18 protein-coding genes are annotated in these 17,957 nt (G+C 65.6%); 8 read left to right on the top strand and 10 right to left on the bottom strand.

Annotated features, from left to right (window positions below; translation table 11 throughout):
- Positions 1-142: 142 nt before the first annotated feature.
- Positions 143-1,360, top strand: a complete 1,218-nt coding sequence (locus tag ACVW1B_RS14475; protein WP_456821696.1) for an alpha/beta fold hydrolase — start codon at positions 143-145, stop codon at positions 1,358-1,360.
- 16 nt (positions 1,361-1,376) lie between these two features.
- Here the strand turns inward: ACVW1B_RS14475 and moaC are convergent, their stop codons facing one another.
- The 4 genes from moaC to ACVW1B_RS14455 all read right to left on the bottom strand — a co-directional run bounded on the left by moaC (position 1,377) and on the right by ACVW1B_RS14455 (position 5,731).
- On the bottom strand, positions 1,377-1,904 hold the full coding sequence (moaC, locus tag ACVW1B_RS14470) for a cyclic pyranopterin monophosphate synthase MoaC (protein ID WP_456792284.1): 528 nt from the start codon (positions 1,902-1,904) through the stop codon (positions 1,377-1,379).
- Between the two features lie 4 nt (positions 1,905-1,908).
- A complete protein-coding gene (gene trpC / locus ACVW1B_RS14465; protein WP_456792283.1) occupies positions 1,909-2,730 on the bottom strand; it encodes an indole-3-glycerol phosphate synthase TrpC in 822 nt (273 codons plus the stop codon).
- A 15-nt stretch (positions 2,731-2,745) separates the two neighbouring features.
- On the bottom strand, positions 2,746-3,759 hold the full coding sequence (gene trpD, locus ACVW1B_RS14460) for an anthranilate phosphoribosyltransferase (RefSeq protein ID WP_028334043.1): 1,014 nt from the start codon (positions 3,757-3,759) through the stop codon (positions 2,746-2,748).
- Between the two features lie 70 nt (positions 3,760-3,829).
- Positions 3,830-5,731: a peptidyl-prolyl cis-trans isomerase gene (locus tag ACVW1B_RS14455; protein WP_456821695.1), complete on the bottom strand. Its 1,902-nt coding sequence runs from the start codon at positions 5,729-5,731 to the stop codon at positions 3,830-3,832.
- A gap of 241 nt (positions 5,732-5,972) precedes the next feature.
- On the opposite strand from ACVW1B_RS14455, the gene tpiA reads away from it, so the two are divergent.
- Entirely contained in the window at positions 5,973-6,725 is a 753-nt protein-coding gene (gene tpiA, locus ACVW1B_RS14450) for a triose-phosphate isomerase (RefSeq protein ID WP_456821694.1), read from the top strand.
- Between the two features lie 223 nt (positions 6,726-6,948).
- On the opposite strand, the gene ACVW1B_RS14445 is transcribed toward tpiA, so the two are convergent.
- On the bottom strand, positions 6,949-7,479 hold the full coding sequence (locus ACVW1B_RS14445) for a GNAT family N-acetyltransferase (protein WP_456780462.1): 531 nt from the start codon (positions 7,477-7,479) through the stop codon (positions 6,949-6,951).
- A 3-nt stretch (positions 7,480-7,482) separates the two neighbouring features.
- Positions 7,483-8,049 (bottom strand): helix-turn-helix domain-containing protein, encoded by a 567-nt coding sequence (locus ACVW1B_RS14440; protein ID WP_456780463.1) that lies wholly within the window; start codon positions 8,047-8,049, stop codon positions 7,483-7,485.
- Between the two features lie 204 nt (positions 8,050-8,253).
- Here ACVW1B_RS14440 and secG point away from each other — a divergent pair, with 204 nt between their 5' ends.
- Both secG and ACVW1B_RS14430 read left to right on the top strand, forming a co-directional pair.
- Positions 8,254-8,643 (top strand): preprotein translocase subunit SecG, encoded by a 390-nt coding sequence (secG, locus tag ACVW1B_RS14435; protein WP_283061332.1) that lies wholly within the window; start codon positions 8,254-8,256, stop codon positions 8,641-8,643.
- A 167-nt stretch (positions 8,644-8,810) separates the two neighbouring features.
- Entirely contained in the window at positions 8,811-10,442 is a 1,632-nt protein-coding gene (locus ACVW1B_RS14430; RefSeq protein WP_057016524.1) for a CTP synthase, read from the top strand.
- Positions 10,443-10,465: 23 nt separating this feature from the next.
- On the opposite strand, the gene ACVW1B_RS14425 is transcribed toward ACVW1B_RS14430, so the two are convergent.
- Complete coding sequence (locus ACVW1B_RS14425; RefSeq protein ID WP_057016525.1) at positions 10,466-11,128, bottom strand: class I SAM-dependent methyltransferase; 663 nt, start codon at positions 11,126-11,128, stop codon at positions 10,466-10,468.
- 204 nt (positions 11,129-11,332) lie between these two features.
- On the opposite strand from ACVW1B_RS14425, the gene ACVW1B_RS14420 reads away from it, so the two are divergent.
- Positions 11,333-12,415, top strand: coding sequence for an IS630 family transposase (locus tag ACVW1B_RS14420; RefSeq protein WP_253604297.1), 1,083 nt, complete (start codon positions 11,333-11,335; stop codon positions 12,413-12,415).
- 113 nt (positions 12,416-12,528) lie between these two features.
- Here the strand turns inward: ACVW1B_RS14420 and ACVW1B_RS14415 are convergent, their stop codons facing one another.
- A complete protein-coding gene (locus ACVW1B_RS14415; protein WP_057016526.1) occupies positions 12,529-13,908 on the bottom strand; it encodes a sensor histidine kinase in 1,380 nt (459 codons plus the stop codon).
- A complete protein-coding gene (locus ACVW1B_RS14410; RefSeq protein WP_141342680.1) occupies positions 13,905-14,579 on the bottom strand; it encodes a response regulator in 675 nt (224 codons plus the stop codon). Before ACVW1B_RS14410 ends, ACVW1B_RS14415 begins: the two co-directional genes overlap by 4 nt.
- Before the next feature lie 169 nt (positions 14,580-14,748).
- Between ACVW1B_RS14410 and ACVW1B_RS14405 the strand changes: the two genes are divergently transcribed.
- The gene (locus ACVW1B_RS14405) at positions 14,749-15,075 is read left to right on the top strand and encodes an NIPSNAP family protein (protein WP_456780466.1); all 327 of its coding nucleotides are present in this window, start codon (positions 14,749-14,751) and stop codon (positions 15,073-15,075) included.
- A 187-nt stretch (positions 15,076-15,262) separates the two neighbouring features.
- Here the strand turns inward: ACVW1B_RS14405 and ACVW1B_RS14400 are convergent, their stop codons facing one another.
- Positions 15,263-15,598 carry a PAAR domain-containing protein gene (locus tag ACVW1B_RS14400; RefSeq protein WP_456780467.1) on the bottom strand — a complete coding sequence of 112 codons (336 nt, stop codon included), beginning with the start codon at positions 15,596-15,598 and terminating at the stop codon, positions 15,263-15,265.
- Positions 15,599-15,763: 165 nt separating this feature from the next.
- Here ACVW1B_RS14400 and kdsA point away from each other — a divergent pair, with 165 nt between their 5' ends.
- Both kdsA and ACVW1B_RS14390 read left to right on the top strand, forming a co-directional pair.
- Complete coding sequence (gene kdsA, locus ACVW1B_RS14395) at positions 15,764-16,621, top strand: 3-deoxy-8-phosphooctulonate synthase (RefSeq protein ID WP_456792278.1); 858 nt, start codon at positions 15,764-15,766, stop codon at positions 16,619-16,621.
- 15 nt (positions 16,622-16,636) lie between these two features.
- Positions 16,637-17,830 (top strand): MFS transporter, encoded by a 1,194-nt coding sequence (locus ACVW1B_RS14390; RefSeq protein WP_456780469.1) that lies wholly within the window; start codon positions 16,637-16,639, stop codon positions 17,828-17,830.
- The last annotated feature ends 127 nt before the right edge of the window (positions 17,831-17,957 follow it).

Below are 17,957 nucleotides of genomic sequence, written 5' to 3'. Positions count from 1 at the left end.
GGATGGCTCCGGAGCGCGGGGCGAGCCAAATCCCGACCTTAGCGTTATCAAACGACCGTGGTATTGCCTTTCAGAAAGCCTTGATTTTCGCTTGAGAAGCTTGTGATTTGTATGCGAGCCAAGCTCACCCCTGAGGGGCCTTATGCGCTTCAAGTTCGGCGACTACGTTCTGGATGCGGGGCGACGCGAGCTGCAATGCGGCGTTCAAACAATTTCCATCGAACCGCAGGTCTTCGATCTGCTTCTGTACCTCGTTCGGCAACGTCATCGGATTGTTTCCAAAGATGATCTCGTGACCTCGGTCTGGTGCGGCCGGATCGTCTCGGACTCGACGATAGCCAGCCGCATCAACGCCGCTCGCCGCGCCGTCGGGGATGACGGCGTCAACCAGCGATATATTCGGACAGCCGCGCGGCGTGGAATCCGCTTTGTCGGTGAGGTGCAGCAGGAGGAGACACGAGCAGCCTCAGAACATGCCTCGCCCCGTTTTCCAAGAGGTGCGTCGGGGCCGCCCAAGGAACTTGGATTGCGCGAGGAGATCACGTTCTGCAAATCGGCGGATGGCGTCCATCTTGCCGCGGCGAGCGTTGGCCAAGGTTCTCCCATCGTCAAGACGGCGAGCTGGCTGACACATGTCGAGCATGACTGGCAAATGGAGGTTTCGAGTCCGCTCTTCGCTCAACTGGCTCCTCGGCACAAACTGGTTCGATACGATCAACGCGGTAACGGTTTGTCCGACTGGCGCGTCGCCGACTTCTCGTTTGCGGCCCTCGTGCAGGACCTTGAGACTGTCGTGGATGCACTGTCGCTGGAGCGTTTCGCCTTGTTCGGCATATCGCAGGGCGCTGCGGTTGCCATCGCGTATGCCGCGCGACATCCCGATCGCGTGGCGCGCCTCGTCTTGCACGGCGGATACTCGCGCGGTTTTCGCAAACGGGGCGCTCCGGACCAGATTGCCAGGTGCGAAGCTCTCGCGACTCTGATCCGGGAAGGGTGGGGCAAAGACACCCCGGCATTCCGTCAGGTCTTCACCTCGCTGGTGCATCCAAACGCGACGCAGGAGCAAATGCGCGACTTCAACGAAGTGCAGCGCATTTCAACATCGCCGGAGAACGCTGCGGCGCTATTCCTGGCCTTTGGCGACATTGACGTTTCCGAGGCGCTGCAACACATCGCGGCGCCGGCACTCGTCATGCACAGCCGCGACGATGCACTGGTCCCGTTCGATCAAGGCCTGGCACTCGCGCACGCTATTCCGGATGCGCGGTTCGTTCCGCTTGAAAGCCGCAATCATATTCTGCTTCCAGACGAACCTGCATGGCCCGGTTTTGTCGCCGAGATATGCGATTTCCTCGAGTAGTCGGGCGCCAAAAAATTCAAGCGCCGGCGCGATAGTGCCCCGACTTGCCGCCGATCTTCTCGACGAGGTGGATGCCCTCGATGCGGATGCCGCGATCGACTGCCTTTACCATGTCGTAGATCGTCAGGCATGCGACCGAGACCGCGGTCAGCGCCTCCATTTCGACGCCGGTCGGCCCCGTCACCTTGACGCTGGCGCGGACGATGCAGCCGGGCAGCTTGCGGTCGGGTGTGATCTCGATCGTGACCTTGGTCAGCGCCAGTGGATGGCAGAGCGGGATCAATTCCGAGGTCCGCTTCGCCGCCATGATGCCGGCGATGCGCGCCGTCGCAAGCACGTCGCCCTTCTTGGCCTGGCCGGTTTCGATCAGCGCCAGCGTCGCCTTGCTCATCACGACGCGGCCTTCGGCGACCGCGGTCCGCTCGGTCGCGGGCTTGGCCGAGACATCGACCATCCGCGCGTCGCCCTTGGCGTCGATATGGGTGAGGGCGGTGCCGGAGCCGGACGGCTCGGCCTTGGTCTTGCCCTTGCTGTTCCGCGCCATTGCGTCAGCGCGTTGCGGTGGCGCGCGGGGCGGCCTGCCGCGCCAGCAAGGCGCGGGTGGCCGCGGTGACGTCCTGCTGCCGCATCAGGCTTTCACCGACCAGGAAGGTCGACATCCCGACCCGTTCGAGCCGGGCGAGATCGTCCGGCGTGAAGATGCCGCTCTCGCCGACCATCAGGCGGTCGCGCGGGATCAGCGGCGCCAGCGCCTCGCTGGTCGCGAGCGTGGTCTCGAAGGTGCGCAGATTGCGGTTGTTGACGCCGATCATCGGCGAGCGAAGTTTCAAGGCACGGTCAAGCTCGGCGCGATCATGGATCTCGACCAGCACGTCCATGCCATAGCCGAGCGCGGCGTCCTCGATCTCCCCGGCCGCCGCGTCGTCGAGCGCGGCCATGATGATCAGGATGCAGTCGGCGCCATGGGCGCGCGCTTCCGCTACCTGATAGGTGTCGAACATGAAATCCTTGCGCAGCACCGGCAGGCTGGTCGCCGCGCGGGCCGCAACCATGAAGTCGAGATGGCCCTGGAACGAGGGCGCGTCGGTCAACACCGACAGGCAGGCCGCGCCGCCGGCCTCATAGGCCTTCGCGAGCACGGGCGGATCGAAGTCGGCCCGGATCAAGCCCTTCGAGGGCGAGGCCTTCTTCACTTCCGCGATCAGCGCGTAGTCGCCGCGCGCATGCTTGTCCTTGAGGGCGCGGACGAAGCCGCGCGGGGCCGAGGCCGATTTGGCCTGCGCCTCGACCTCGGCGAGCGGATGGGCGCGCTTCGCGGCGGCGATCTCCTCGCGCTTGTAGGCCTCGATCTTGGTCAGGATGTCCGACATCGCTTGGCGCCTTGCTTAACCGTTCGAAACCGCGACCAGATGCTTCAGCCGCGCCGCGGCAGCGCCGCTATCGAGCGACTGCGCGCCGATCGCGACGCCTTCCTTGAGGTCCTTGGCGCGGCCGGCCACGATCAGCGCGGCGGCGGCGTTGAGCAGGGCGACGTCGCGATAGGCGCTCGGCTTGCCCTGCAGCACGCTGGAAAGCGCGATCGCATTGGCATCGGCGTCACCGCCCTTTAGCGCCTCGCCGCCGACGCGGCCAAGGCCGGCATCCTCGGGCGTCACCTCTGATGTCCTGATCTCGCCGTTCTCGAGCGTCGCAACGAAGGTCGGGCCGGTGAGGGTGATCTCGTCGAGGCCATCGGAGCCATGCACGACCCAGACCTTGTCGGAGCCGAGGTTCTTCAGCACCTGCGCCAGCGGCTGCACCCATTGCCGCGAGAACACGCCGACCATCTGCCGCTTGACGCCGGCCGGGTTCGACAGCGGCCCGAGCAGGTTGAAGATGGTGCGGGTGGCGAGCTCGACCCGGGTCGGACCGACATTCTTCATCGCCGGATGATGCGCGGGCGCGAACATGAAGCCGATGCCGGCTTCCTTGACGCAGCGCCCCACCTGTTCGGGCGTCAAATCGAGCTTGACGCCGAGCGAGGCCAGCACGTCGGCGGCGCCCGAACGCGACGACAATGCGCGGTTGCCGTGCTTCGCCACAGGCACGCCGGCGCCGGCCACGATGAAGGCCGCGCAGGTCGAGACGTTGACCGAGCCGGAGCCGTCTCCGCCGGTGCCGACGATGTCGACGGCCTCCGCCGGCGCCGTGACCGGCAGCATCTTGCCGCGCATCGCGGTGACGGCGCCGGTGATCTCCTCGACGGTCTCGCCGCGCACCCGCAGTGCCATCAATAGCCCGCCCATCTGCGAGGGCGTGGCTTCGCCCGACATCATGCTGTCGAAGGCGGACGCGGCCTCTTCACGCGTCAGCGTGGCGCCGGTGGCGACTTTTCCGATGATCGATTTCAGGTCGTCCATTCGCTGGCTCAGGGTCTGTTGTTGGAGCTTGATCGCCGCGCAGCGCGTCGTCGCGCTGTCCCGATCATGCTCAATTATTTGCGCCTGTCACCTGTGCGAAGGCTGCCTGGTTGATGGTCACGCCGATATCGGACTCGATCTTCGTGACATATTGCGCGACCTGCTCGTCGCTGAGCGACCGCCGCAGCGCCTCGGTGAGCTGCTTGGCCGCGTCGGACGCGAAGTCGACCGGCGGCACCGTCACGTTGGTGACGCGGAAGACCACCCACTGACTGCCGCCGGCGACGGAAGTCTGTCCATCGCCGTCCTTGGCGGTCCGGAATGCGGCCGCAATCACGCCTGCCGGCACGGCAGGCAGCGAGGCCTCGCGGTTGAAATTCGCCGCGGTTTCGACCTTGACGCCGGCAGCGGCGGCTTCGTCGGCGAGCTTGGCGCCGCTGTCGAGCTTCTGGACGATCTCGGTCGCCTTGGCGCGCAGCTTGGTGGAGATCTGGTCTTCGCGCCACTTGGCCTCGACCTGATCGCGAACCTCGTCGAGGCTGCGTTCGCGCGACGGCGTGATGCCGAGCACGTCGTACCAGACATAGCCGCCGTTGAACTGGATCGGGTCGTTGTCGACGCCAACGTCGCTGTTGAAGGCCTGCGACACCACGTCGAGGCCGCGCGGGATGTTGGTCGCGACCTGGCCGTTCGGCAGCCGCCCGGAGCGATCGACCGCGTCGATGGTGACGGGCGTCAGCTTCAGCTTCTGTGCGGCTTCGACGACGCTGGCGCCGCCGCCGCGTTCGTCTTCCATCTTGTCGCGCAGGTCGGCGACCTTGGTGCGGGCGCGCTCGGAGGCGATCTCGTTCTTCACCTGCTGGGCGAGGCTCTCATAGCTCGGGGTCGCGCCGGGCTCGACCTTGCCGACCTTGACCAGCGCGACACCGAAGCGGCCCTGCACCGGCTGGCTGACTTCGCCTGCGGGCAGGGAGAAGGCGGCATCGGCGACGGCAGGGTCGAGGATCGCCGACTTCGCGACCAGCCCGAGATTGACGTCGGCCAGATTGAGGTTGCGCTCCTTGGCGATGTCGTCGAACGACGTGCCCGACGCGATCCGCCCGCGCGCGGCCTGCGCCTCGCCGGCGTCCGGAAACACGATCTGCGAGACCTCGCGCTTCTCCGGCGTGCTGAGCCGGTCCTTGCGCTCCTCGAAGATCTTCCTGGCGTCCTCGTCCGACACCGTTTCCCACTTGCCGATCTCCTCGGGCGTGATGGCGACGAAGGAGATCTTGCGGTATTCGGGCGCGCGGAACTGGGCCTTGTGGTCCTCGAAATAGGCGGCGAGCGCCTCGGGCGAGGGCGGATCGATGGTTCCGGCCTGCGCGGCGCCGAGCGTGATGTAGTCGATCGAACGCTGCTCGTTCTGGAACCGGGTCAGCGCCTCGACCAGAGATTTCGGCGGCTCGATCCCGGACGAGATGGTGCCGGCGATCTGCCGCCTGAGGCCTACGCGGCGCTGCTCGGCGATGTAGCGACCTTCGGTATAGCCATAGTTGCGGATCACGGCCTGGAAACGCTGCGGGTCGAACTGGTTGTTGAGGCCCTTGAAGTTCGGATCGTTGTAGATCGCGCGCAGCACCTCGGCGTCGGACACATTGAGGCCCATGCGGCGTGCTTCCTCGTCCATCGCGGCTTCCGCAAGCGTCTGCTGCAGCACCTGGCGGTCGATGCCGAAGGCGCGCGCCTGGTCCGGCGTCAGCGGGCGGCCGAACTGGCGGCCAAGCTGCTGCAGGCGGTCGGTATAGATCTGGCGGAACTGCTCGGCCGAAATCTCGGTCCCGCCCACCTTGGCGAAGGTCGACTGGCCAAACCCCTTGAAAATGTCGGCAATGCCCCAAATTCCGAAACTGACGATCAAAACGCCCATCACCACGGCCATAATCGTCTTGCCGAGCCAGTTTGATGAGGCTTTCCGCATTCCTCGAAGCATGGGTCCAACTTGTTTTACAGGAGGGGAACCGGGTCGTGCCCAATGGGGAGCTGAAAGTCGAGGCTTTTGTCCCGCAGCAGGGCGTCACCGGATTGAAAACCCATCATAAAGTGGCCGAAGCGCCCCCGCAACCTTGGCCGCGCGGGTGGAAGCGTCGCACGGTGTGCGCGAAGCCGCGCTCTGGAAGTCGCCGCCCGGCTCTGGTAGCGCAGGGACACGCTTGAACGATGGGAAATCCGACATGACGGACGCCATCCGGCCGCTGATCGCCGGCAACTGGAAAATGAACGGCCTGAAATCCTCTTTTGTCGAGTTCGACGCGATGCTGGCGGGCGCCGGCGATGTCGCCGGGAAGGCTGATCTCCTGGTCTGTCCGCCCGCGACATTGGTCGGGGCGTTCGCTGACAAGGCGCGCGGCTCGAAGGTCGCGGTCGGCGCCCAGGATTGCCATCCCAAGGCATCGGGCGCCCACACCGGTGATCTCTCGGCGGAGATGTTCAGGGATCTCGGCGCGGTCGCGATCATCGTCGGCCATTCCGAGCGGCGCGCCGACCACGGCGAGACCGACGCCTTGATTCGGCAGAAGGCGGAGGCCGTCTGGCGCGCCGGGTTGACCGCGATCGTCTGCATCGGCGAGACGCGCGAGCAGCGCGACGCCGGCAAGACGCTCGATGTCTGCGGTACCCAGCTTGCGGGCTCGCTGCCCGACGGCTCGACCGCGGCCAACCTGGTGGTGGCCTATGAGCCGGTCTGGGCGATCGGCACCGGCCTGACCCCGACCGCCAAGGATGTCGAGGAAATTCATAGGTTTATCCGAGGTCAGCTCACCGATCGCTTCAAGGGCGAGGGAAACAGGATCAGGATCCTCTATGGCGGCTCGGTCAAGCCGTCGAACGCGGCCGAGCTGATGGCGGTCGCCAACGTCAACGGCGCCCTGGTCGGCGGCGCCAGCCTGAAGGCGTCGGACTTTTTGGCGATCGCTGCGGGGTGTTAGGGCTGCCCCTTTCGCACCGAGCTCTCACACCGTCATCCTGAGGAGGCCGCAACGCGGCCGTCTCGAAGGATCGACGGCCCAGCTGGTGGCCGTCGACCCTTCGAGACGCGCGGAGCCTGTCATCGGGCCGCGCTTTGCGCGGACCCGTTGGCGCTCCTCAGGGTGATGGGATTGGCAGTGTTGCGCAGACAGTTGCCATCGGCATCTCTGCTTGGCTACGGATTCAGGCTGCCGCCGCCCCGATCCGCTTCCAGTAGATCATCGTCCCGGTGAGGCCGCCATGCGGCTTCAGCGCGTAGTCGGGGATGATGCCGGTGAGCTGAAATCCCAGTCCTTCATAGAGTGGCGCGGCGCCATCCTCTTCGGCGGTGTCGAGCACCAGCAGCGTGCGGCCGTGCGCGATCGCAAGCTGCTCGACCGTGCGCATCAATTCCGTCGCGACGCCGCGATGGCGATGGGCGACGCGTGTCATCATCTTTGCAATTTCCGCCCGATGCGGCTGGTTGGGCGGCAGGTTGAGCAGAAGCGTCACGGTGCCGATCAGATCATTGCCGGTGAATGCACCGAGCACGATGCGCTCGCCACGCGTGGCGGCGCCGAGCGAGTCCTGCCAGAATGCATCGGCGTCATCCGGCGACAGCGGATGCATGAAGCTCACCGAGCCGCCGCTGGCGACGGTCTCGATCAACAATTCGCTGAGCGCGCTGCGAATCCCGGGCTCATCGGCGAGTGGCTTGATCGAAAACTGCGGCATGCATCAGCTCCGGGCCAGGGCGACCACATAGGTGCAGGAGGCGTTGGTCTCGTTGGCGAAGGTCGTCTCTGCCGGCGGGCCGAATCCGAGGCAATCGCCGGCGGCGAGCACGTGGCGTGCGCCGCCTTCGGTGATGACGAGGCTGCCGCTGAGCACCCAGACCAGTTGGCGGATATGCGCGTAGGAGGAGGCGGGCAGGGTCACGGTCTGCTTCGGCGGCAGCTCGACCCGCACCAGCTCGACCGGATGGTCGGGACGGCTGAACACCTGGCGGCGCAGATAGCCGGTTTCCGGATCACGCCAGGCCGGTTGCGCGGCGGCGCGCGACAGCCGTTCGCCCTGGCCTTCGGCGCGCAACATCAGGCCGGCCAAAGTGAGGTCGAACGCCGAGGCGAGGCGCACCAGCACGACCGCGGTCGGGCTGACCTCGGCGCGCTCGATCTTGCTGATCGTCGCCTTCGAAACCCCGGCGCGCTCGGCAAGGTCGGCCAGCGACCAGCCCCGGCCATCGCGTTCGAGCCTGATCCGCTGCGCCAGGCGCTGGCTCAGATCGTCTACCAAAGTATCCATCTGTCTACTATAGTAGAAATTGCCGATTCCCGGCAAGGCCTGGCCGGGCCGCGATCGGCGCCGCTTGTGATCGTCGACAGTGCGACTATCTCGGGGGTGACAATGCCCGGTGCAATCGTGTAACAGGGCGCGACTTCACGAAAACCGTAGAGCCGATAGCGCCGTTTGTCTGGCCGCTTGGCGGCTTGTCACGGAAGGCTTGCGATGCAGACTGTCGTTATCATTGTCCACCTCATGATTGTCGCCGTCATGATCGGCGCCGTGCTGTTGCAGAAATCCGAAGGCGGTGGCCTTGGCATGGGAGGCGGCGCCGGCTTCATGTCGAGCCGCGGCACCGCCAATTTGCTGACGCGAACCACGGCGATCCTCGCGGTGGGCTTCTTCGTGACCAGCCTGTTCCTGTCCTGGTACGCGGGCTACGACCGCAAGCCGAGCTCGATCGTCGGCACCGGCGCACCGGCACAGACGCAGCCGGCCGGCGGCACGCCGATGAACGCACCGACCTCGGGCGGCATCCTCGATTCGCTGAAGAAGGCCGACGAGCAGCAGGGGCAGCAGGCCCCGAGCGGCCCGCAGGCGCCACGGTCGCAATAAAGCAGGGTGGCCATGCAGGATGCCCCGCTGGCATCCTGCATCAGAAACCCCCATCAATGCTCTGAAATCGCTTCCAGTTTGATGCAACCCACAGCCCGGCGAATTGTTTGCCGGGAACAGCCGATTCGTTTTGCGAATCGCCGGAGTCGGATTAAAGGTAAAGTCCCATGGCGCGGTACATATTCATCACCGGCGGCGTGGTCTCCTCGCTCGGCAAGGGTCTGGCTTCAGCGGCGCTCGGCGCTCTGCTGCAGGCCAGAGGCTACAAAGTCCGCCTTCGCAAGCTCGATCCCTATCTCAACCTCGATCCCGGAACGATGTCGCCGTATCAGCACGGCGAAGTGTTCGTGACCGACGACGGCGCCGAGACCGATCTCGATCTCGGCCATTACGAGCGTTTCACCGGTCGTCCGGCCACCAAGGCCGACAACATCACGACCGGGCGAATCTACCAGGACATCATCACCAAGGAGCGCCGCGGCGATTATCTCGGCGCCACTATCCAGGTGGTTCCGCACGTCACCAATGCGATCAAGGAATTCGTGCTGTCGGGTAACGACGAGTTCGATTTCGTGCTGGTCGAGATCGGCGGTACCGTCGGCGACATCGAGGGCCTGCCGTTCTTCGAGGCGATCCGCCAGCTCAAGAACGAACTGCCGCGCGATCACGCCGTCTACATTCACCTGACGCTTCTGCCGTACATTCCAAGTGCCGGCGAACTCAAGACAAAGCCGACGCAGCACTCGGTGAAGGAGCTGCGCTCGATCGGCATCCAGCCGGACATCCTGCTGTGCCGCACCGACCGCGAAATCCCCAAGGAGGAGCGGCGCAAGCTCGGCCTGTTCTGCAACGTGCGCGAGAGCGCCGTGATCGAGGCGCGCGACGTCGACAACATCTACGCCGTGCCGGAGGCCTATCACGCCGCCGGCCTCGACGACGAGGTGCTGGCCGCGTTCGGCATCACCGCGAAGATTCCGCCGGCGCTGCAGAGCTGGCACGTCATCAACGAGCGCGTCCGCAATCCGGAAGGTGCGGTGACGATCGCCATCGTCGGCAAATACACCGGCATGAAGGACGCCTACAAATCGCTGATCGAGGCGCTGTCGCACGGCGGCATCGCCAACAAGGTGAAGGTCAATCTCGACTGGATCGAGAGCGAGGTGTTCGAGAACGAGGACCCGGCGCCGTTCCTCGAACACGTCAACGGCATCCTGGTGCCCGGCGGTTTCGGCCAGCGCGGCGCCGAGGGCAAGATCCGCGCGGCGCAGTTCGCGCGCGAGCGTGACGTGCCGTATTTCGGCATCTGCTTCGGCATGCAGATGGCGGTGATCGAGGCGGCGCGCAATCTGGTCGGCATCGAGGACGCCAACTCGACCGAGTTCGGCCCGACCAAGGAGCCGCTGGTCGGCCTGATGACGGAATGGCTGCGCGGCAACGAGCTCGAGAAGCGCTCGCAGAGCGGCGATCTCGGCGGCACGATGCGGCTAGGGGCCTATCCCGCGGCGCTGAACCGCGGCAGTCGCGTCTCGCAGGTCTATGGCGGCGCGACCGAGATCTCCGAGCGGCACCGCCATCGCTACGAGGTCAACACCGCCTACAAGGACCGCCTCGAGCAGCACGGCCTGCGCTTCTCCGGCATGTCGCCCGACGGCGTACTGCCGGAGATCGTGGAGTACGAGGACCATCCCTGGTTCATCGGCGTCCAGTTCCATCCCGAGCTGAAATCGCGGCCCTTTGAACCGCATCCCCTCTTCGCGTCGTTCATCGAGGCGGCAGCCAAGCAGAGCCGGCTGGTTTAGCTGAGCGGCCGTCAGCTGCGCCGCTACACGGCGCAGTCCTCGCTGGTCCGGCGTTCTTTCTTGATCGGTGAAACGTTTGCACCAGCCGCCGGCGTGCCGTCGCGCGTCATCAGCTTGTATTGCGGGCGTCGCGTCAGCCGGTAGACCGCGGCCGGCGGCACGTTGAGGATGGCGCGATCGACCAGCGTGGCGCGCAGGCCGAGTCGGTCGAGGATCGGCCGCGGCACCGGACAGCGCATGCCGTAGGTGAATTGATAGAACGCGCCGCCGGGACGTAGATAGCTGAACGCGCCGCCGACGATCGAGATGACCTTGCGCGGCGACATGTTGAGCAGCGGCAGTCCGCTGACGACGGCGCCGACCGGCGCGCCATCGTAGAGCCGCTCAGAGGCGAGGCGCGCCGCGTCCATCCACAGCACGCGCGCGCCGGGAAAGCGCAGCTGCAACAGCCGCATGAAATCCGAGCCGTATTCGATCAGCGTCAGATCCTGCTGGCGCACGCCGCGCTTCAACAGCTGATAGGTGAACGCGCCCGTGCCCGGACCGAGCTCGAGCACCGGGCCGGTGTCGGCGCTGATGTCGCGCGTGATCAGTTCGGCGAGCGCGGCGCCCGACGGCGCGATGGCGCCGACGCGGCCGGGGGCCGCCATCCACGCCGTGAAGAAAGACAGCAGATCATGTGACATTGGGATTCCCAGCAAAGTGTCGCGGCGCTTCGACTCAGATGCGAAGCGTGACGCCTTGTTTGCGGGAGCTGCATTGCGACAACATTGCGCGAGAGCCCCGTTCCGATTGAATCGGAATGGACTCTAGTGTCCTGAATCAAAAGTTCGGCGGACTCCAAATCGACTCGATGATAGCGGACTCTCCTGATTTGGGGAGGATTGGCGATGGGTCGGCGCTTTGCTCCGCTGGAGCTTGATGAGGTGGAACGTGCTGAGTTGACATCGTTGGCGTCGCGTCGAAGCACTGCTCAGGCGTTGGCACTGCGGGCTCGGATCGTCCTGGCCTGTGCTGAGGGCGAGCAGAGCAAGGTCGTGGCGGCCCGTTTGGCTGTCGATCCCGACACGGTCGGCAAATGGCGGCGGCGGTTCTCCGAGCATCGGCTTGAAGGTCTTTGGGACGAGCCGCGATCGGGGACGCCACGCACGATTGAGGATGCCCGGATCGAGGCGGTGATCGTTCGCACCCTTGAGACCCAGCCTCCCGGGGCCACCCACTGGAGTTCGCGCAGCATGGCGCGGGCCAGCGGGCTGTCAGTCTCAACAGTACAGCGTATATGGCGCGCTTTCGGCTTGCAGCCGCATCGGTTGGAGACCTTCAAGCTCTCAACCGACCCCGACTTCGTCGCCAAGGTTCGCGACATCGTCGGCCTTTACGTAGCTCCGCCCGAGCGCGCCATCGTACTGTGTGTCGATGAGAAGTCGCAAATCCAGGCGCTGGATCGCAGCCAGCCCATGCTGCCCATGCGACCTGGCCAGCCGGCGCGCCGTAGTCACGACTACAAACGCCATGGCGTCACCTCGCTGTTTGCCGCCCTCGACGTCGCAACCGGCCGGGTCATTGGCAAATGCTATGGACGCCATCGTGCCAAAGAGTTCCGCAAGTTTCTCGATGAGATCGAAGCTGCGGTTCCAGACGATCTGGACGTCCACCTCGTCATGGACAATTACGCAACCCACAAGACGCCGTTGATCCGCAACTGGCTGGCAAAGAGGCCGCGCTGGCACGTCCACCTGACGCCAACCAGTTCATCCTGGCTCAATCAGGTCGAACGCTTCTTTGCACTCATCACCGAGCGTAAGATTAGGCGCGGCATCTATCGCAGTGTGGCGGCGCTACGGGCCGAGATTGCCTCCTTCATCGACCATCACAACGCTGACCCAATGCCGTTCCGATGGACCAAATCAGCTGACGACATTCTCGGCTCAATCGAACGCTTCTGCGCTTACAATCTGCCCGCCAAGGCATAAAATGCCATGAACTTTTGGTTCAGGACACTAGTTTCGACGCGTTTCCTTCACACGAACCGGTGCCCGTCCCGCATCGAGTACGGGACAGGCTTCGCTCGAAAACGCTTTGGCAGTCACGACGCGAACGGCGCCGGCGGTAAGGTGAGGCGAAAGCACGCGCCGCCCTTCGGACCGTCGAGCACGGAGACGTGACCGCCGTGCAGCCTTGCGATCTCGCGCACCATGTTGAGGCCGAGGCCGGCGCCGCGGTCGAGCGGCGCGAGCCGATAGAACGGATCGAAGATCCGCGTGCGCTGATCCTGAGGAATGCCGTCGCCTTCATCCGATACGTCGATCGTCGCGGCGCTGCCGACATGGATGGTGATGGTGCCGCGGCGGCCGCCATGCTGGATGGCGTTCTGCACCAGATTGGTGAGCGCGCGCTCCAGCGCGGCGCGATCGCCCAAGGTCTCGACGCGATCGGTTGCGGTATCGAGCGACAGCTCGTAGCCGGCCGCGATCGCGAGCGGCGCGAGGTCGGCCGCGACATTGCGGGCGACCGCGACGAGATCGACGCGGACGAACGGATTGCGGCACTGGTCGAAGCGCTGGATGTCGAGCAGTTGCTCGGCCAATGTCGCAAGCCGCGCCGAATCCTCGAGCAGGCGGGTTTTCTCCGGACCTGGCGGCAGCGACTCCAGCCGCGTGTTGAGGATCGCGATCGGCGTGCGCAATTCATGCGCCGCGTCGGCGACGAATCGCTGGTGCCGGGAATAGCCGTCGTCGAGCCGTTTCAGCGCATCGTTGATGGCGGTCACCAGCGGCGCTACCTCGAGCGGCAGATGGTCCGCCGACAGTCGGCTGCCGCGCTGGCGGAAATCGATGCGGCGCGCTTCGTCGGCGGTGGTATCGAGACCGGCGAAGGCGCGCTTCACCACCATCGGCGTCGCGATGAAGGTGGCGCATGCCATCAGGAAAAGGCCGGGCAGGGCAATGGCGAGGAATGCCAGCGTCGTGGCGAGCGCGGTCTTGACGCTCGACATTGGCCCTTGCGTCGCTGTGAGCACCTGCACGGGGCCGGCGTCGGAATTGACGCGCTTCAGCCGCGCCGGCGGCTTGCGCGGATCATCCTCGAACATCTGCCAGCCGAGCCGCGCCTGGCTGATCTGGTCGAGCGCGTCGCCGATCCTGGCAAATTCCGGCGGCACGGCGCCTTCCGTCAGCGATCGGCCTTGCCGGTCGCGCACTAGGAACCAGAGGTCGGGCGTGTCGTCACGAAGCTTTTGCAGTTCGGCCGTCGGGCGCAAAATCAGCTCGCCCTTGCCGTCGCGTGCGACCGCGCCCTGCACGATGGAAATCACATGATCCTCATCGCGCGGAACGATCAGGAAGCCGGTGGCACACAACGCGCTGATCAGGCAAACGATCAGCATGGCAAGCAGCAGCGCCTGGAGCGTCACCAGCCGCCAGCTCAGTTGCGAGCGCAAGCAATAGTGCTCGGCCTGTTCGCTCATGACGTTTGCTTCAAGAGATAGCCGACGCCGCGGATGCTGTGGATCTCGACGCCGGCGTTGGCGTCCGCGAGTTTGCGGCGCAACCGCGAGACGTGCGCGTCGAGCGCGTTGGACTGGATCTCGTCCTCGAAATTGTAGACCGCTTCCTCCAGCGTCGCGCGCAGCACGGTGCGGCCCATGCGGCGCAGCAGCGTCTCCAGCACCAGCAGCTCGCGCCGCGGCAGCTCGAGCGGACGGCCGTCGACACTGGCCTCGCGATGGCCGCAATCGAACGCCACCCGGCCGGCCCTGATGATCTCGAGCTGCAGGCCGGCGGGGCGGCGCAGCACGGCGCGCAGCCGCGCCATCAGCTCCTCGACCGCGAACGGCTTGGCCAGATAGTCGTCGGCGCCGCTGTCGAGGCCAGTGATGCGGTCGGTGAGATCGCCGCGCGCGGTCAGCACGATGATCGGCACGCCGTCGGCCTTGGCGCGCAGCTTCGGGATCAGCGTGAGGCCGTCGCCGTCCGGAAGCTGGCGGTCGAGCAGGACCGCGCCATGCACGTCGGCACAGATCGCTTCCTCGGCCTCGGCAAGGTTCGGCACGTGGTCGACCACCATGTCGTAGCCCTTCAGCGCCTGTGACAGCGCCGCCGCCATTTCGGCCTCATCCTCAACCAGCAGTATCCGCATGTCCTTGTGGGTCCAGCTCCTGAAGGCAGGTTTTAGGGCAAGTAACATTGCAACAACATTGCGGAAATGGCTGCCTGTCGCGAGCAGGGGTGCCATGTTGTCACCCCCTCAAGACAGTCCGGAAGGCGCTGGCTATAACCGCCCGCACACAAATCTGGGAGGACTGCCAATGATCTACGAGACCCGCGTCTATCGCTGCCTGCCGGGACGGCTGCCGGCGCTGCTCAAGCGCTTCGAGACCATCACGCTGAAGCTCTGGGACAAGCACGGCATCAGGCAGGCCGGTTTCTTCACGACGCTGGTCGGGGAATCCAACCAGGACCTGACCTATCTGCTGGCCTGGGAATCGCTCGCCGAGCGCGAGAAGAAGTGGACCGCGTTCGCGACCGATCCGGAATGGATCGCCGCACGCGCCAAGACCGAGGAGGACGGCCAGATCGTTCTCACCATCGTCAACCAGCTTCTGGTGCCGACGGCGTTTTCGTCGGTCAAGTGACGCCCGCTGCGGCCATGTTCCCGTCATTGCGAGCGAAGCGAAGCAATCCATTCGTACTGCATATGCGGAGCGATGGATTGCTTCGTCGCTTCAGCGCAAAATTGCTTCGCAATTTTGTCGCGAGCTCCTCGCAATGACGGGGAGGCATCTTTTCTCGGTCCCTTGGGGAGGGAAAGTTGCAGCGACGCTATTGCAGGCAGCCCGAGGTCTGATCGCCCTGGGTCACCATCGGCTTGCCGTTGATGAAGACGCCGTGGCTGCCGGAGGTCGTCTTGCCGCCGCAATGCGTGCGATCGCCCATGACCACCGCCGGCTTGCCGTTGATCAGGACGTTGGGCACGCCCTCGACGAGCGGGCCGCCATTGCTGGTGGTATCGCCGCTGCGCGCCGCCGGCTTGCCATTGACGGTCACGCCGGTGGCGCCGCTGGTGACGACCCCGGGCTGGCTGCTGGTCTGGCCGTAGGCGAGGCCCGACATCGCCGACAGGGCGGCGACGGCTCCGATCATCAGCGGGATGCGCATGGCTTCCTCATGGGAATCTGTTCCGCGCCAGTTTATAGGCGCTGTTTGGGCGGGATTGTGTTAGCACGGCGCACCCACGGCGTCAGCGCAACCCCCTCATCGTGCGGGATGGCTTGATCCGTCCCGCGCGGGACTGCATGGTCGCCGGCAAAAGGATGCAGCATTTTGACCAATCAGGTTTCCGCGCAGGCCGCCGCGCCGATCGTTGCCGTCGGATCGGCCAAATTCGGCAATGCCTTGCCGATTTCGATCATCGCCGGTCCCTGCCAGCTCGAGAGCCGCGCGCACGCGCTTGAAGTGGCGTCCGCGCTGAAGGAGATCGCGGCGCGGCTCAAGATCGGTCTGGTGTACAAGACCTCGTTCGACAAGGCGAACCGCACCAGCGCGACGGCGGCGCGCGGCATCGGATTGGCGCAGGCGCTGCCTATCTTCGCCGAGATCCGGTCTTCGCTCGGGCTGCCGGTGCTGACCGACGTGCATGAGGCGACCCAATGCGCCGAAGTGGCGCAGGCGGTCGACGTGCTGCAGATCCCGGCCTTCCTGTGCCGGCAGACCGATCTCTTGCTGGCCGCGGCCGCGACCGGCAGGGTCGTCAATGTCAAGAAGGGCCAGTTCCTGGCGCCGTGGGACATGGCCAATGTGGTCAGCAAGATCACCGGCGCCGGCAACGCCAATGTGCTGGTCACCGAGCGCGGCGCGTCGTTCGGCTACAACACGCTGGTCTCGGACATGCGCGCGCTGCCGATTCTTTCGCGCACCACCGGCGCGCCTGTGATCTTCGACGCCACCCATTCGGTGCAGCAGCCGGGCGGCAAGGGCACCTCGTCGGGCGGTGAGCGTGAATTCGTGCCGGTGCTGGCGCGCGCCGCGGTCGCGGTCGGCGTCGCCGGCGTGTTCATCGAGACCCATCCCGATCCGGATCACGCGCCGTCGGACGGCCCCAACATGGTGCCGCTCCGCGACTTCGAGTCCCTCGTCAAGCGGCTGATGCAGTTCGACGCGCTGGCCAAGACGGCGGCCTGACCGGCGGACAACGACATGACCGCAACCAGCGGCATGCCGCAGGCCCTTAACGTGATCACGCTGGCGACCTTCGCAGCGAGCCTGTCGGTGCGCGCGCTGGATCCGGTTCTGCCGCATGTCGCTGAGGATTTCGGCGTCAGCATCGCGACGGCGGCGAGCTTTGCCGCGGTGTTCGCCTTTACCTTTGCCGCGGTGCAGCCGGCGATCGGCGCCGCTGCCGACCTGTTCGGCAAGGCGCGGCTGATGACGATCTGCCTCGGACTGCTCGGCGTCGCCAACATTCTCGGCGCGCTCTCGACCTCGTTTCCGATGCTGTTCGTGACCCGCATCCTTGCCGGCGTCGGCTCGGGCGGCGTGTTTCCGGTGGCGCTGTCGCTGACCAGCGATCTGGTCGGTCCGGATAAGCGGCAGCTCGCGATCGGGCGAACGCTGGCGGGCTCGATGACCGGCAATCTGCTCGGTGCCACGGCATCCGGCCTGATCGGCGACTTCCTCGGCTGGCGCGGCGTGCTCGCGGTTCTCGGCGGCCTCGTGATCATCGTCGCGCTGGCGGTTGCCTCCGGCTTCCGCGGCGCCGCGCTGAACCGTCCGCCGCGCACTAGCCTGAAGGCGCTTCGCCACGGTTATCGCACCATCTTCACCAATCCGAATGCCCGCATCTGTTACTCGGCGGTCTTCATCGAAGGCTGCTGCGTGCTCGGGCTGTTTCCCTTCATCGCCTCGTTCCTGTTCGAGCTCGGCGAGACCTCGCTGTCGATCGCCGGCATCGTGATCGCAGGCTTTGCGATCGGCGGATTGCTCTACACGCTGACGGTGTCGCGCCTGCTGCCGTGGATCGGGGTGAGGGGCATGATGGTCGTCGGCGCGACGCTGGTTGCAATCCAATTGGTCGGCGTCGCCTTCGGGCCGCACTGGAAGCTGCAGATGGCGGGCCTCCTGGTGATGGGCCTCGGCTTCTACATGATCCACGGCTGCCTGCAGGTGTTCGCCAGCGAGCTGTCGGTCGAAGCGCGCGCCACCGCGCTGTCGCTGCACTCGTTCTTCTTCTTCATGGGCCAGACCGTCGGCCCGATCGCTTACGGCTTCGGCCTGCAACACGTCGGCAAGACCGCGACGTTGGTGTCAGCCGCCGCCGTGATGGTCGTGCTCGGCTTTATCTGCGCGCGGTTTCTGCGGCAGACCAGGCCCGCCGATGCGCAGACAACCTAGGCGTCCACGGGCCCACCGGCGGTGGCAGACACAACAAGCAGGGAAGCGGGGTGCAGCGTCAGGATGACGCATGTCGCAGCAGCGTTCGGACGACCGCGCATGGCATGAGGATTGCTTATTTCTCGCC

The sequence above is a fragment of the Bradyrhizobium sp. USDA 4502 genome, from assembly GCF_054063355.1.
Note: the sequence above shows the minus strand (reverse complement) of the source record. Positions and strands in the feature narration are given on the sequence as shown.

Excerpts from the sequence above, each read along its gene's own strand:
- ACVW1B_RS14475 (WP_456821696.1), top strand. The coding sequence starts at position 143 with ATGCGCTTCAAGTTCGGCGACTACGTTCTGGATGCGGGGCGACGCGAG.
- moaC (WP_456792284.1), bottom strand. The coding sequence starts at position 1,904 with ATGGCGCGGAACAGCAAGGGCAAGACCAAGGCCGAGCCGTCCGGCTCC.
- trpC (WP_456792283.1), bottom strand. The coding sequence starts at position 2,730 with ATGTCGGACATCCTGACCAAGATCGAGGCCTACAAGCGCGAGGAGATC.
- trpD (WP_028334043.1), bottom strand. The coding sequence starts at position 3,759 with ATGGACGACCTGAAATCGATCATCGGAAAAGTCGCCACCGGCGCCACG.
- ACVW1B_RS14455 (WP_456821695.1), bottom strand. The coding sequence starts at position 5,731 with ATGCTTCGAGGAATGCGGAAAGCCTCATCAAACTGGCTCGGCAAGACG.
- tpiA (WP_456821694.1), top strand. The coding sequence starts at position 5,973 with ATGACGGACGCCATCCGGCCGCTGATCGCCGGCAACTGGAAAATGAAC.
- ACVW1B_RS14445 (WP_456780462.1), bottom strand. The coding sequence starts at position 7,479 with ATGCCGCAGTTTTCGATCAAGCCACTCGCCGATGAGCCCGGGATTCGC.
- ACVW1B_RS14440 (WP_456780463.1), bottom strand. The coding sequence starts at position 8,049 with ATGGATACTTTGGTAGACGATCTGAGCCAGCGCCTGGCGCAGCGGATC.
- secG (WP_283061332.1), top strand. The coding sequence starts at position 8,254 with ATGCAGACTGTCGTTATCATTGTCCACCTCATGATTGTCGCCGTCATG.
- ACVW1B_RS14430 (WP_057016524.1), top strand. The coding sequence starts at position 8,811 with ATGGCGCGGTACATATTCATCACCGGCGGCGTGGTCTCCTCGCTCGGC.
- ACVW1B_RS14425 (WP_057016525.1), bottom strand. The coding sequence starts at position 11,128 with ATGTCACATGATCTGCTGTCTTTCTTCACGGCGTGGATGGCGGCCCCC.
- ACVW1B_RS14420 (WP_253604297.1), top strand. The coding sequence starts at position 11,333 with ATGGGTCGGCGCTTTGCTCCGCTGGAGCTTGATGAGGTGGAACGTGCT.
- ACVW1B_RS14415 (WP_057016526.1), bottom strand. The coding sequence starts at position 13,908 with ATGAGCGAACAGGCCGAGCACTATTGCTTGCGCTCGCAACTGAGCTGG.
- ACVW1B_RS14410 (WP_141342680.1), bottom strand. The coding sequence starts at position 14,579 with ATGCGGATACTGCTGGTTGAGGATGAGGCCGAAATGGCGGCGGCGCTG.
- ACVW1B_RS14405 (WP_456780466.1), top strand. The coding sequence starts at position 14,749 with ATGATCTACGAGACCCGCGTCTATCGCTGCCTGCCGGGACGGCTGCCG.
- ACVW1B_RS14400 (WP_456780467.1), bottom strand. The coding sequence starts at position 15,598 with ATGCGCATCCCGCTGATGATCGGAGCCGTCGCCGCCCTGTCGGCGATG.
- ACVW1B_RS14390 (WP_456780469.1), top strand. The coding sequence starts at position 16,637 with ATGACCGCAACCAGCGGCATGCCGCAGGCCCTTAACGTGATCACGCTG.